This window comes from Bosea sp. 685 (assembly GCF_031884435.1).
In the GTDB taxonomy this organism is placed as follows: Bacteria; Pseudomonadota; Alphaproteobacteria; order Rhizobiales; family Beijerinckiaceae; genus Allobosea.
In genome coordinates this window covers 2,369,302-2,383,208 of sequence record NZ_CP134779.1, presented here as the reverse complement: position 1 = coordinate 2,383,208, position 13,907 = coordinate 2,369,302, and the positions used below count along the sequence as shown (strand labels likewise).

General features: G+C 66.6%; 13 protein-coding genes. 12 read left to right on the top strand and 1 reads right to left on the bottom strand.

Annotated features, from left to right (window positions below; genetic code table 11):
- Positions 1–16: 16 nt before the first annotated feature.
- The 6 genes from RMR04_RS12700 to RMR04_RS12675 all read left to right on the top strand — a co-directional run bounded on the left by RMR04_RS12700 (position 17) and on the right by RMR04_RS12675 (position 6,054).
- Positions 17–826, top strand: a complete 810-nt coding sequence (locus RMR04_RS12700) for an ABC transporter ATP-binding protein (protein WP_311914974.1) — start codon at positions 17–19, stop codon at positions 824–826.
- A gap of 154 nt (positions 827–980) precedes the next feature.
- Positions 981–1,688, top strand: coding sequence for an ABC transporter permease (locus tag RMR04_RS12695; RefSeq protein WP_311914973.1), 708 nt, complete (start codon positions 981–983; stop codon positions 1,686–1,688).
- Positions 1,689–1,738: 50 nt separating this feature from the next.
- A complete protein-coding gene (locus RMR04_RS12690; RefSeq protein WP_311914972.1) occupies positions 1,739–2,809 on the top strand; it encodes an ABC transporter substrate-binding protein in 1,071 nt (356 codons plus the stop codon).
- A complete protein-coding gene (locus RMR04_RS12685) occupies positions 2,806–3,513 on the top strand; it encodes an SDR family NAD(P)-dependent oxidoreductase (protein WP_311914971.1) in 708 nt (235 codons plus the stop codon). Before RMR04_RS12690 ends, RMR04_RS12685 begins: the two co-directional genes overlap by 4 nt.
- 103 nt (positions 3,514–3,616) lie before the next feature.
- A complete protein-coding gene (locus tag RMR04_RS12680) occupies positions 3,617–4,852 on the top strand; it encodes an MFS transporter (protein ID WP_311914970.1) in 1,236 nt (411 codons plus the stop codon).
- Between the two features lie 209 nt (positions 4,853–5,061).
- Positions 5,062–6,054, top strand: a complete 993-nt coding sequence (locus RMR04_RS12675; RefSeq protein ID WP_311914969.1) for an ABC transporter substrate-binding protein — start codon at positions 5,062–5,064, stop codon at positions 6,052–6,054.
- Here RMR04_RS12675 and RMR04_RS12670 read toward each other — a convergent pair.
- Positions 6,044–6,913: a LysR family transcriptional regulator gene (locus tag RMR04_RS12670; protein ID WP_311915821.1), complete on the bottom strand. Its 870-nt coding sequence runs from the start codon at positions 6,911–6,913 to the stop codon at positions 6,044–6,046. The genes RMR04_RS12675 and RMR04_RS12670 overlap by 11 nt on opposite strands.
- Before the next feature lie 292 nt (positions 6,914–7,205).
- On the opposite strand from RMR04_RS12670, the gene RMR04_RS12665 reads away from it, so the two are divergent.
- Genes RMR04_RS12665 through RMR04_RS12640 form a run of 6 tightly spaced genes read left to right on the top strand, consistent with a single transcriptional unit; the run spans position 7,206 to position 13,906 of the window.
- Entirely contained in the window at positions 7,206–8,105 is a 900-nt protein-coding gene (locus RMR04_RS12665; protein WP_311914968.1) for an ABC transporter ATP-binding protein, read from the top strand.
- 1 nt (position 8,106) lies between these two features.
- Positions 8,107–8,883: an ABC transporter permease gene (locus RMR04_RS12660; RefSeq protein ID WP_311914967.1), complete on the top strand. Its 777-nt coding sequence runs from the start codon at positions 8,107–8,109 to the stop codon at positions 8,881–8,883.
- Positions 8,862–9,641: an ABC transporter permease gene (locus RMR04_RS12655; protein WP_311914966.1), complete on the top strand. Its 780-nt coding sequence runs from the start codon at positions 8,862–8,864 to the stop codon at positions 9,639–9,641. The genes RMR04_RS12660 and RMR04_RS12655 overlap by 22 nt, the downstream gene beginning before the upstream one ends.
- 37 nt (positions 9,642–9,678) lie before the next feature.
- Positions 9,679–10,629, top strand: a complete 951-nt coding sequence (locus RMR04_RS12650) for an ABC transporter substrate-binding protein (protein WP_311914965.1) — start codon at positions 9,679–9,681, stop codon at positions 10,627–10,629.
- Between the two features lie 35 nt (positions 10,630–10,664).
- Positions 10,665–12,152, top strand: coding sequence for an aldehyde dehydrogenase family protein (locus RMR04_RS12645; RefSeq protein WP_311914964.1), 1,488 nt, complete (start codon positions 10,665–10,667; stop codon positions 12,150–12,152).
- On the top strand, positions 12,149–13,906 hold the full coding sequence (locus RMR04_RS12640) for a thiamine pyrophosphate-binding protein (protein ID WP_311914963.1): 1,758 nt from the start codon (positions 12,149–12,151) through the stop codon (positions 13,904–13,906). The genes RMR04_RS12645 and RMR04_RS12640 overlap by 4 nt, the downstream gene beginning before the upstream one ends.
- Position 13,907 lies beyond the last annotated feature (1 nt).

Here is a 13,907-nt window from a genome sequence, read left to right as displayed (position 1 = left end):
AACAGGGAGACCGCAGATGCCTGCACTCGCTCAAGTCCATCCGCTTAACGCCGCGTCCTCGCCTCAGAGGGACCTCATCCGCATCCGCGGCCTCGACAAGACCTATGCCGGCGGCAGCGTGCATGCGCTGTCGGCGATCGATCTCGACATCAAGGATGGCGAATTCGTCTGCGTCGTCGGCCCCTCGGGCTGCGGCAAGTCGACCTTGCTGCGCATCCTCGCCGGGCTCGACGATTACGACACCGGCACGGCCGCACTCGACGGCAAGACGATCTCCGGCCCCTCGCGCGATGTCGGCGTCGTCTTCCAGGCGGCCAACCTCCTGCCCTGGCTGACCGTGCGCGAGAACATCGCCTTGCCGCTGCGCGTCGGCGGCAAGCAAGTCGGGCAGGCCGAGGATATCGACCGGTTGCTCGATGTCGCCGGCCTCAAGGATTTCGGCGAGCGCTTCCCCTATGAGCTCTCGGGCGGCATGCAGCAGCGCGCCGGCATCTGCCGCGCCCTGGTGCGCTCACCCCGCGTCCTCTTGATGGACGAGCCTTTCGGCGCGCTCGATGCGCTCACCCGCGAGCGCATGAACCTCGAACTGCAGCGCATCTGGCAGGCCAGCCGCAAGACCGTGCTGCTGATCACCCATTCGATCTCGGAGGCGATTTTCCTCGCCGACCGCGTCGTGGTGATGTCGGCAAGGCCGGGCCGCGTCATCCGCGAACTTGAGGTGCCGATCCCGCGCCCGCGCAGCAACGACACTATCATCAGCCATCCCGCCTATCCGGCGCTGGCCAAGGAAATCCGCGGGCTTCTGAACGCATCGGGAGACGAGTGATGAGCCAAGCACAGACCACCATCATTGCAGACAGCGTCGCGATCGAGCGCGCCCCCCGAAGCCCAAGACCAAAGCCAAGGACGGCAACGGCGTCAACGGCACCGCGATCACGCTGATCGGCCTCGTCGTCCTGTTTGGCGGTTGGGCGCTCGCGGTGAAATATCTCGAAGTGCCCTCCTACATCCTGCCGACGCCGCTGGCTGTGTGGAAGGCGCTGTGGTCGGGCATCGCGGTCAACCCGTCGAGCCCGCTTGGCTACTACCTGCCACTCTGGGGCACGCTGAAGAACGCCGCGATCGGGCTGGCGATCGGCTCGGGGCTGGGCCTGACGCTCGGCTCGCTGATGGCCGAGAGCCGCTTGATCGAGAAATTGGTCATGCCCTATGCCTTCGCGCTTCAGAGCCTGCCCAAGGTCGCGATCGCGCCCCTGATCGTGATCTGGTTCGGCTTCGGCGACGGCTCCAAGATCGCGATCTCGGCGCTGCTCGCCTTCTTCCCGATGCTGATCAACAGCTTCACGGGCCTGCGCGCCGTCGAGCCCGAGCGCATCGACTTGATGCGCTCGCTCTCGGCCACGCGCTTCGAGACTTACCGCATCGTCAAGCTGCCCAATGCGGCGCCCTTCATCTTCGCCGGGCTCGACATGGCGGTGGTCTATGCGCTGCTCGGCACCATCGTCGCGGAATTCCTCGGCGCCCAGCAAGGCATGGGCGTCGTCATCACCCAGGCGCAGGCGGTCACCGACGTGGCCGGCGTCTTCGCCGCCCTCGTCATCCTCGGCGCCATGGGAATCACGCTCCACTCCATCGTACGCGGGCTGGAAAAGAAGGTCGTCCATTGGGGCGATCGCGGCCGCAAGTAACCAAGCAAAACTGACCAAGCAAAACCAACAACCAACTCTGGGAGAACGTCATGATCAATCGCAGGCAATGGCTTCAGGCCAGCAGCGTCTTCGCAGCGGCCCTCGCGCTGGGACCACGCTCGTCCTTCGCGCAGGCGACGCGGACCGTGAAGGTCGGCGTCGGGCTAAAATCGCTCAACTCCAGCGTCATCAATCTGTTGATCGGCGAGGCGCTCGGCTACAATGCCGAGGAGGGCTTCACGGTCCAGGGGCTGGCGCTCGGAGGCAACGCCAACGTCCAGGTCGCGACCGATAAGGGCGACGTCGATGTCGGCATCGGCGTGCCCTCCTATGCCTTGCCGATCCTGGCCCGCAACGAGTGGGGCAACTCGCAATGGTTCTACCAGTACACCTACCCCTATAAATGGGACATTGCGGTCAAGCCGGGCTCGACCGCCAAGGCCTATACCGACCTCAAGGGCAAGAACATCGGCGTCTCCGATTTCGGCGGCACCGAATATCCGGTCACCCGCAACGTACTGAAATCGCTCGGCGTCGATCCCGACAAGGATGTGAAATGGACGGCCGTCGGCGCCGGCGTTCCAGCCGGCGTGGCCCTGCAGCGCGGCGCCATCGACGCCCTCGCCTATTACGACACCGGCTTCGGCATCATCGACGGCGCCGGCATCCCGCTGGAGCTGCTGGCGCGCCCCAGCAACCTGCCGATGATCGGCGGCCAGTTCCTGATGGGCCTACGCCAGAGGATCCAGGCCGAGCGCGATCTCTTCATCGGCTTCGGCCGCTCGACCGCCAAGGCTTCGCGCTTCATCCTGGAGAACCCTGCCGCCGGCGCGAAAGCCTTCCTCAAGCTCTATCCAGAGACCGCCCCGCGCGGCTCAAGCGAGGAGCAGGCGGTGAAGTCGGTGCTGGAGGCGATCAGCCGGCGCATCAAGCTCTATGAGCCGCCCTATGCCGGCGCCAAGATGGGCAGTATCCGGGTCGACGAATTCGTCACCGAGGCGAAGATGAACGACTGGACCATCGCTGATTTCACAAAGATCTACACCAATGACCTCATCGACAAGATCAACGACTTCGATGTCGAGAAGATCAGGGCGCAGGCGCGGTCCTTCACCGGATGACGCCGGCGCTCTCGACACAGGACGGGCGCGCGAAACGCGCGCTCGTCACCGGCGCCAGCTCCGGCATCGGCGCGGCGACCGTGCGCCATCTGCTCGATCTCGGCTGGAGCGTCATCGGCTTCAGCCGCAGCGCGCCCGATCTGACGCATGAACGCTTTTCGGCCGTCTCCGTCGATATCGCCGACAGAGCGGCGCTCGATGCCGCTCTCGCGGGCCTCGGTCCGGTCGATGCGCTGGTCCATGCCGCCGGCATCCTGCGCGTCGGCACGCTTGGCCAGCTCGACCCAGAAAATGGCCGGGCGATGTGGCGATTGCACGTGGATGCCGCCGAACAGATGGTCGAGCATCTCGTGCCGCGCCTGCCCGATGGAGGCCGCATCGTCCTCATCGGCAGCCGCACGGCGGCAGGCTCGGCCGGGCGGGCGCAATATGCCGCGACCAAGGCCGCGCTCGTCGGCATGGCGCGCTCCTTCGCCATCGAGCTCGCGCCGCGCCGGATCACGGTCAATGTCGTCGCACCTGGCGCGACCGACACGCCGATGCTGAAGGACCCCAAGCGCGCCTCCGTCGCACCCAAGATGCCGCCGATGGGCCGCCTGGTGAAGCCAGAGGAAGTCGCGGCCCTGACCGGCTTCCTGCTCTCGGACCCGGCCGCAAGCATCACTGGGCAGCAGATCGTCATCTGCGGAGGCGCCTCGCTTTAATGCAGTAGGCCCGCATCCGCGCGAGGCGGGATATTTCATCTGGCTTTTCCCCGGGAAGCCGGGCAGATGGGTTCCTGGGGAAGCGTCCTGGATATCTGGAGCCGTGACAGAAAAGGCCCATAGCGGTTCGGTCGCTGCGCTTGGCGCGATCGTTGCCGGAGCGCTGATCCTGCAGGTGGCCGGCACGATCGTGAACACGGTCGTGCCTTTGCGGATGGCGGTCGCGGGCCAGCCTCCGCTCCTGATCGGTCTGGTCGGCTCGGCCTACTCGATCGGCTTTCTCGTCGGCTGCTTCGCGATTCCCTCGCTGGTGCGCCGCATTGGCCATATTCGCGGCTTTGCCGTCTTCGCCGCGCTTCAGGCCGCCTCGACCTTGAGCTTTCCAATGATTCCCGAGGCCTTGTGGGGCGTGGCGCGGCTCGTCATGGGCCTGTCGGCCGCCGGCCATGCCATCTGCATCGAGAGCTGGATCAGCGGCCAGGCCAAGGGCAGCAATCGCGGCCGCATCTTCGGTATCTACCAGATCCTCAATCGCCTTGCTTTGATCGGCTCCCAGATCGGCGTCGGCTATGTCGCGATCCAGGCGCATGACGTCTTTCTCTACGCCAGCATGGCGTTCTCGTTCGCGCTGATTCCCGTGGCGCTCACCCGGGCTCGCGGCCCTGAATCGAGCGAGGTCGTCTCGGTCAGGTTGCGGACCTTGTGGCGGCATGCGCCGGCCGCCGTCATCGGCTGCCTTTATGTCGGCTTGGTCGGCGGTCCCTTGACCAATGTCGCGCCTGCCTACGGCATCCTGATCGGCCTCGACCAGAGAGCGACGATCCTGCTGACCGCCGCGATCCAGATCGGCGCGCTCATGCTGCAATGGCCGCTGAGCCTGCTCGCGGACCGCATTGCCAGCCGCGTCATCATGCTGACCGCCGCGAGCGCGGTCGCATTGGCTGCGACCCTGCTCGGGGTGCTGCTGCAATTGGGTACGGCGCATGACCGGATATGGCTGTTCAGCCTGTTCACCCTGATCGGCGGCTGCGGCATCCCGCTCTACACGGTCGCCGTTGCGCACGCCTATTTTCGCCTGGGACAGGAGCAGGCGGTCGGGCTTTCGGCCCGGCTGCTCTTTCTCTGGGGCGTCGGTTCGGCCATCGGGCCGCTCGCGGCGACGCTGTTCATGCAGTTTCTCGGCCCACAGGGGCTGCTCGCCTATCTCGTCGTGCTGTCGATCGCAACGGCCGCCTATCTCGCACTGCGCATCTCGCGCAACCCCTCGCCCGTCATCCCTGAAAGCGAGCGGGGCCTCACGCCGCCGACCATGCCCGACATCGAATTGGGCAAGCGCTAGAGCAGGATGCGAAAAAGTGGGAACCGGTTTTCGGGAGAAGCCGATGCCAGATCAAAGCCTTACGGCGCTGATTGCACCCGGCTGCCGGCGCACCGAGACATTCGCCATATGGCAGCGCTGTCGATTCAATTCTGGATTTGGCGCCCAGGTCCTCCGCAGATGGCATGCGGCCGCGAACATCTGGGCGGCCGGTCAAAGGGCCTGTCCGCATGTCACGCTTGAGCTTGTCCCTGGCGATCGGGGACTATGATCGCAACCGGCCGCTCCTCGACGGCGCGGTTCGCATCGACGGGGTCGAGATCGTTCCGATGATGCTGACGCCGGAGGAGATCTTCTTCCGCTCCTTCCGCGACGAGGCCTTCGACATCTGCGAATTGTCGCTCAGCAGCATGAGCCTGAAGACGGCGCAGGGTACGCCTGCTTATGTCGGCGTTCCCGCCTTCGTCTCGCGAGCCTTCCGGCACACCTCGATCTATATCCGCACCGATCGCGGCATCCGCACGCCGCAGGATCTGAAGGGGCGCCGGATCGGCCTGCCAGAGTATCAGCTCACGGCCTGCGTCTGGGTCCGCGCGCTGCTCGACGAGGACTATGGCGTCAGGCCAAGCGACGTCACCTGGGTGCGCGGCGGCATCGTGGACCCGAGTAGGGTCGAGAAGATCGCGATCGAATTGCCGCCGGAGATCAGGCTGGAGGCCGCCCCTGCCGGCAAGTCTCTCGACATGCTGCTCCAGGACGGCGAGATCGACGCCTATATCGGCCCGCGCGCCCCGCCCTGCTTCGAGCGTGGCCATCCGGAGGTCGCGCGGCTTTTCGCCGACCCGACCGCGCTCGCCCAGGACTACTATCGGCGCACCGGCATTTTTCCGATCATGCACCTCATCGGCGTGCGCCGATCCCTGGTCGAGGCCCATCCCTGGCTGCCGGCGACGGTGCTGAAGGCCTTCGAGCAGTCCAAGGCCATGGCGCTGGCAAAACTCGCCGACACCTCGGCAACCAAGGTCACCTTGCCCTTCGTCGAGGAGCAACTGGCCGCCGCGCGCGATCTGATGGGGCCGGATTTCTGGTCTTATGGTTTTGCGCCGAACAAGGCCGGGCTCGACAATTTCCTGGAGCACCACCACCGCCAGGGGCTGTCGAAGCGGCGCGTCAGGCCAGAAGAGCTGTTCCACCCCTCGACACTGGACGGCTTCAAGCTGTGAAGGGGCGCGCCAGTGGCCCAAGCGCCAGGCGAAGCCGCTGCGCCATCTCGCCCAGGAACGCATCGATCTCGGCCTCCGCCCGCAACGGCACGCGCTGCGACTGCTTGACCAGATAGAGCCGGCGCAGCAGCGGCTGCTCAATGCGCCGCCCGATCAGCTCGCCGCGCCGCAACTCCTCGGTCGCGATGCCATAGGGCATGATCGTCGCCGCATGCCCCGCCGCGACGACGCTCTTCATCAGCGCGACCGACTGCGCCTCGAAGACGATATGCGGGCGAATGCCGAGCTTCTGGGCCCGCGCCTCGACCGTGCGGCGAATCGGGTCGCGCTCGCTCGCCAGGACGAGATCGCGCGCCAGGGCCTCAGTCAGCGCGATCGGCTGCTCCGAATCGCCGCCTGGCGCGCTCACGAACAGCAGCTCCTCGTCGAAGAGCGGGGTTCCGCTCAGGCTCGGCCGGTCGGAATAATCATAAGCGAAGGCGACATCGACCTCCTGCCGGTCCATCGCCTCGATCAGCCCGATGCTCATCGCCTCGAACAGGCTCAGGAACACATTCGGCAGACGCCCGCGCGCCTCGAGCATGATGTCCTGGCCCAGCAGGACACTGACGCTCGGAGACAGACCCAGGATCAAGGTCTCGGCCGTGCTGGCGTCGAGCCCCTTGACCTGCGCCTTCAGCGCCTCGGCCCGCTGGAGCAGGTCGCGCGCCCCGTCATAGAGCAGTTGCCCGGCCGGCGTCGGCGCGACGCCGCGCGAATGGCGCAGCAGCAGCGCCGTGCCGAGCTCCTCCTCGAGCTGGCGAATCTGGAGACCCAGCGCCGGCTGCGCCACGAACAGCAATTCGGAGGCGCGGGTGATGTTCCCGGCCTCGACAACCCTGGTGAAGTAACGCAGCTGCCGCAGGTTGATGGGGCCGTCTCCGCTCGATGGCGTCCGCCCATGCAGGCGCGACGCAGCGAAGCATTAGCGCAAAGCCGCCCGGCAAGGCCAATCGATTTGATATGGGCAGACCATCGAACAATGTCTTGGACATCAGCGCCCCTGCTGGCCTCAAATGCGCTCAAGGGTCCGCAGAGGCTCTTTCTGGAGGAGGAGCGGACAGCAGGTCGCCAAAGCGCCGCTATCCGCCGCCGACGCGACAAGGACTGTGATGACGGCAGCGGTCTCGATCGATGCGCGCGCGGGCCATCTGGCCGATGCGGCCAGCAACGCAGCCCTCATGAACGGCGCGGGCCATAATACCGTGGCCAAGACCCGGCCGACACTTGAGGTTCAGGGCGTCTCGAAACGCTTCGAGACTTCGGACGGCGCCGTGGTCGCCGTCGAGGCGATGTCCTTCGAGGTGGCGCGGACCGAGTTCGTCACCATCATCGGCCCCTCCGGCTGCGGCAAATCCACCTTGTTCAACATCATCGGCGGCCTGCTGCCCGCGAGTGAGGGTAGCGTCCTGATCGATGGCGAGACCGTCGCCGGCCCCCATCCGAGTATCGGCATCGTCTTCCAGGAGGAATCGACCTTTCCCTGGCGCTCCGTGGTCGAGAACATCGCCTTCCCGCTCGAGATCAAGGGCATGGCCAAGACCGAGCGGCTGGAGAGGGCTCAGCATTTCGTCAATCTCGTCGGGCTGCGAGGTTTTGAACGGCGCCGTCCCGCCGAGCTGTCCGGCGGCATGCGCCAGCGCGTCGCGATCGCGCGTACGCTCGCTTCCGAGCCGACGCTGCTCCTGATGGACGAGCCCTTCGCAGCGCTCGATGAGCAGACGCGCCTGCTGCTCGGCGACAAGGTCATCGAGATCCAGCAGGAGCTGAAGCAGACGGTGCTGCTGATCACGCACAATATCACCGAGGCCGTGCAGCTCTCCGACCGCATCATCGTCATGAGCTACCGGCCCGGACGGGTGAAGCGCGTCATCGACATCGACCTGCCGCGCCCGCGCAATTCCGAGATCGTCGGCAGCGAGGCCTTCGGCCGCTATGTCGCCCAGATCTGGAGCGACCTGCGCGAGGAGGCGAGCCGCGGCCTCGCCGAATCCGAGAAGGCGCGAGGCTGAGATGGCGAACGCCGCAGCCCCCCGTGCCAAACGTGATCTCGGCCCGGCAATTGCCGGATTCGGCCTGCTGCTGGCCGGGCTTCTTACCCTGGAGCTCTTGATCCGCCTCGACATTCTCAGCCGTTATGTCGTGCCGCCACCCTCGCAGATCGCGCTCGCCTTCGAGCGCGTGGTGCTGGAGGAAGGCGTACTCTCCCGCTTCCTGATCACGGGCGGAGAGGCGCTGGCGGCGGGCCTGCTCCTCACTCTGGTCGGCGTGCCCGCAGGCCTGTTGCTCTACCGCTTCCAGCTGCTGCGGGCCGCGACGGAAACCTGGATCGCCGCTTTCGCCGCCGCCCCGCTGGTGCTGGCCTACCCGCTCTTCCTGGTGATCTTCGGCCGTAACGCCTCGACCATCGTGGCGATGGGCTTCGTCTCGGGCCTGGCGCCGGTCATCCTCAAGACGCTGGAGGGGCTGAGCGGCATCAGACCGGTGCTGGTCGATGTCGGCCGCTCCTTCAAGCTGACCCCGTCCCAGATGTTCTGGCGCGTCCTGCTGCCGGCGGCCTTGCCGACGATCTTCGTCGGATTGCGGCTGGGGCTGATCTTTGCCCTGATCAACATCGTCGGGGTCGAGTTCCTGATCAATTTCGGCGGGCTCGGGCCGCTGATCAACGAGCTGGCCGAGCGCTACGATCTGCCTGGAACCTATGCCGCGATCTGCTTCGTCATCCTGATCAGCGTCGTTGTCTTCGTCAGCCTGGAAAGGGTCGAGCGATGGCTGCGATCGACCACGTGACCGGGCCGCGAGCCGGCAGCCTGCTGTCACCGGTGACGATGCTGCGTATCGCCATCATCGCCACCGTGCTGCTGCTGTGGGAGGCGCTCTCGGCCTCGGGGCTGCTCTATCGCGATGTCGTGCCCTCTCTCCTGGCGATCACGCGGGCGCTCGCACTGACGCTTGCCGACGCCGCCTTCTATCGCAACCTCGCCGTCACCGGCTTCGAGATCATTCTTGGATTGGCGGTCGGCGGCGGGCTTGGCCTCGCTTGCGGGATCGCGCTGGGCGCGAGCCGGTTCCTGTCGCGGGCCTTCGAGCCCTATCTCTATTATCTCGGTCCGACGCCCAAGATCATCTTCTTCCCGGTCATGATCATGATGTTCGGCGTCGGTCCGGGCTCGAAGATAGCGATGGGAGCGCTCTCCTGCTTCTTCCCGGTCGCGCTGAGCGCCGCGGCCGGGATGCGCCAGATCAACCCCGTACTGATCCGCGTCGGCCAGAGCTTCCGCGCCTCGACCCTGCAGATGGTCACCAAGGTCTATCTGCCGGGCATGCGCGAGCCCACTCTCAACGGCGTGCGGCTGGGCCTGGGCGTCGCGACGATCGGCACCTTGCTGGCCGAGACCAAGCTCTCGAACCAGGGCCTCGGCTTCCTCGTGATCCAGAACTACCAGCGCTTCGACATGCCCGGCATGTACGCGCTCCTGATCATCATCTTCGGCCTCGCCGTCGCGCTCAACGCCCTGGTCAGCAGGCTGGCCCGCCCGCTGCGCTGAACGCGAGAGAACAACGAGAACCAACGGGAGAACGCTCATGTTGAGACGCACGATCCTCGCCGCCCTGCTCGCCAGTGCCTTGCCGCTGGCGGCAAGCGCCCAGGAGGCGATCAAGATCGCCATCGGCCAGCGCGGCAACTGGGACACCTCGGTGCCCGAGCTCGGCAAGCAGGCCGGCATCTTCAAGAAGCATGGGCTCGAACTCGACCTCCTCTACACCCAAGGCGGCGGCGAGACCCAGCAGGCGGTCATCGCCGGCAGCGCCGATATCGGTGTCGCGGCCGGCACGCTCGGCGTGCTCGGCGCCTTCTCCAAGGGCGCGCCGGTGCGCATCGTCGGTGCGCAGGCGACCGGCGCTTCCGATTTCTGGTATGCGCGCGCCGACAGCAAATTGCAGTCGATAAGGGATGCCGGCCCCGACACCACGATCGCCTATTCGACCAACGGCTCCTCGACGCATTCGATCGTGCTGGGCTTCGTCGACGCCTTCGGCCTGAAATCGAAGCTCGTGCCGACAGGCGGACCGCCGGGCACCTTCACCGCCGTGATGTCGGGCCAGGTCGATGTCGGCTGGTCGTCGCCGCCCTTCGGCCTCGAGGCGATCGATGGCAACAAGATCCGCATCATCGCGCGCGCCAACGACGTGCCCGCCATCCGCGACCAGAGCATCCGGACCCTGATCGCCAATCTCCGCTTCATCGAGAGCCGCAAGCCGGTGCTCGACAAATTCATGGCCGCCTACAGGGAAACGCTGGACTGGATGTACACCAGCGACGACGCGATCAAGGCCTATGCCGAATTCACCAAGCAGACGCCCGAGATCGCCAAGCGCGTGCGCGACGAATTCTTCCCGAAGTCGCTGATGCTGCCCGACCAGATGTTCGGCATGGACGCACTCATGGCCGACGCCGTGAAGTTCAAGTCGCTCAATCAGCCCTTGAGCGCCGGCCAGCTCAAGGACCTGCTCCGCATTCCGCCGCGCAGCTGACAGCGGTCCGCCCTCCCGCCTTCGGAGCTCCCTTCATGACACTGCACGCCAAGACGGCCCCCGCCTTCGAGCTGCCGCAGCGCCGTTCCCTGTATTTCGGCGGCGCCTGGCGCGAGCCTGTCGCTGGCGGGGTAGCGGAACTTGTCAACCCCGCCACCGGCGGCTCGCTCGGCCAGGTCGCGCAGGCCGGAGTCGCCGATGTCGACCTCGCCGTCGCGGCCGCGCGGACGGCGTTCCACGAATGGAAGCGCGTCCGCCCGGCAGAGCGGGCCCGGCTGCTGCGGCACATCGCCGGGATCGTGCGCGAGCATGCCCGCGAGCTTGCCTGGATCGACGCCGTCGATGGCGGCAATCCGCTGCATGAGATGGCCGGCGATGTCGCCAACGCCGCAGCCCAGCTCGACTTCTTTGCCGGCCTCGTCACCGAGATGAAGGGCAGTTCCGTTCCGCTCGGCCCGGACTCGGTCAATTTCTCGGTGCGCGAGCCGCGCGGCGTCGTCGCCCGCATCATTCCCTTCAACCACCCCTTCATGTTCTGCGCCGCCAAATCGGCGGCGCCGCTCGCCGCCGGCAACAGCGTCATCGTCAAGCCGCCGGATCAGGCGCCATTGAGTGCGTTGCGCTTCGCCGAGCTGATCGAGGGCGTGCTGCCGCCGGGCGTGTTCAACGTCGTGCCGGGCGGGCGCGAGGTCGGGGCAGCACTTGCTGGCCATCCCGATGTCGCCATGGTCGCGCTGATCGGCAGCGTCAATGCGGGCCGCGCCGTGATGCGGGCGGCGTCGGAGACAATCAAGCCGGTGCTGCTCGAACTCGGCGGCAAGAACGCCCTGATCGCGCTGCCCGATTCCGATCCCGACGAGGTCGCCGCCGGCATCATCGCCGGCATGAACTTCACCTGGTGCGGCCAATCCTGCGGCTCGACCAGCCGCGCGATCCTGCATGACGCCATCCACGACGCCGTCGTCGACAGACTGGCCGAGCGGGTCAGGGCGTTCAAGCCGGGCGATCCTGCCGACCCCGCGACCACCATGGGCGCGCTCATCAGCCGCGAACAATGCGACAAGGTGCTGGGCTTCATCGCTGATGCCAATCGCGAGGGTGCAACGCTGCTCTGCGGCGGCAAGCGGACGGGCGATCCCGCGCTCGCTGGCGGCTTCTTCGTCGAACCGACGATCTACACAGGCGTCACCGCGCAGATGCGCCTGGCCCGCGAGGAGGTATTCGGCCCGGTGCTGGCCGTGATGCGCTGGTCGGACGAGACCGAGATGCTCAGGCTGGTCAACAGCGTGCCCTTCGGCCTCACCTGCTCGATCTGGACCAATGACATTCGCACCGCCCATCGTCTCGCCGGCGAGGTCGAGGCTGGCTTCGTCTGGATCAACGAGGTGGCGCGCCACTTCCTCGGCACGCCCTTCGGCGGCGTCAAGCAGTCGGGCCTGGGCCGCGAGGAATGCCTTGATGAGCTCATCAGCTACACCCAGGAGAAGCACATCCACGTCAATCTGAAGCGGCCGGCGCGATGAGCGATCAGGCATCCAATCAGACGCGCTGGGGCAGCGACGTCGTCGCCGAGACCATCCGCGCGCTGGGCTACCGCTACATCGCCCTGGTGCCCGGCTCGAGCTTCCGCGGCCTGCATGACAGCCTCGTCAACCATCTCGGCAATGCAGACCCGGCGATGATCGTCTGCCTGCATGAGGAACATGCGGTCGCAATCGCCGACGGCTTCTCGCGCGTCGCCAACGAGCCGATGGCGGTCGCGCTTCACGCCAATGTCGGCCTGATGCATGCGGTGATGACGATCTTCAACGCCTGGTGCGACCGTCGCCCCATACTGATCATCGGCGCGACCGGGCCGATCGACGCCCATGCTCGCCGCCCCTGGATCGACTGGATCCATACTGCGAAGGACCAGGGCGCCCTGGTGCGGGCTTACGTCAAATGGGACGATCAGCCGGTCTCGGCGGAAGCCGCGGTGGAATCGGTGCTGCGCGCCAACCAGATCCTGCGCACCGCGCCGATGGGGCCGGCCTATGTCTGCCTCGAGACGGAAATGCAGGAGGCCAGGCTCGACCGGCCGGTCCGCGTGCCCGATGTCGCGCGCTTCCGCCCGCCTGCGCCTCCAGCCGCCGCACCCGAGACGGTGGCGGAAACCCTCGCGATGCTGCGGGCGGCGAAGAGCCCCGTGCTGCTCTTCGGCCGGGTCTCACGGGATGGCGAGGATTGGAACCGCCGCGTCAGGCTGGCCGAGACGCTGGGCGCAACGGTCCTGACCACATTGCACAACGCCTCCTGCTTCCCGACCGAGCATGCCATGCATCCGCTCGCGCCGATCGGCGAGAGGCCCACCCCGGCCGAAAGCGATCTTCTCAGACGCGCCGACCTGATCGTCAGCTTCGACTGGCACGATCTCGCCGGGCTCTTGCGCGCCAGGCTCGGCGAAGCCCAGACGCAAATGCCGGCCGAGGCCAGGATCATCCACTGCTCGCTCGATTCCTATCTCGCCAATGGCTGGAGCATGGATCATCAGGCCCTGCCTGCAGCCGACCTCCCCGTCCTCGCCGACCCCGACCGCTTCACCGCGCAGCTGCTGCGCGCACTCGATGAGGAAGCGCATTGGCAAAAACCAGCGCCACTTGTCCCGGACACGAACCATTGGGCTCGCAACGCCCCGCTGGCTGCGGACCCTAACGCAGTCTTCGACGCCGAGCAGGCGGCCTTCACACTCGCAGCCTTTGCGCGCGAGCATGAGGTGACCTTCGCGCGCCTCTCCTTCGGCTGGCCGCGTTCAGCCAGCCGCTTCCGCACGCCGCTCGATTTCCTCGGCAAGGATGGCGGCGGCGCCGTCGGAACCGGCCCCGGACACAGCATCGGCGCGGCGATCGCGCTGCGCGAGAGCGGGCGCCTCACCGTCGGGGTCATCGGCGACGGCGACTATCTGATGGGCGTGAACGCGCTCTGGAGCGCCTCGCATGTCAAGGTGCCGCTCATGATCGTGGTGATGAACAATCGCTCCTATTTCAACGATGAGGTCCATCAGGAACGGGTCGCCCTGCAGCGCGGCCGCCCGGTCGAGAACAAGGGCATCGGCCAGCGCCTCGACGATCCCGCCGCCGATATCATCGGCCTCGCGCGCGCCCAGGGTTTTGCCGGCGGCGAGCCCGCGGGATCGGTCGCGGCCTTGCTGGAGCGCCTGAACGAGGGCGCGCGCATCGTAGCAGTCGGCGGTCGCTACATCATCGACGCCCGGATCGCAGCCGGATACGGCACGAACTGAC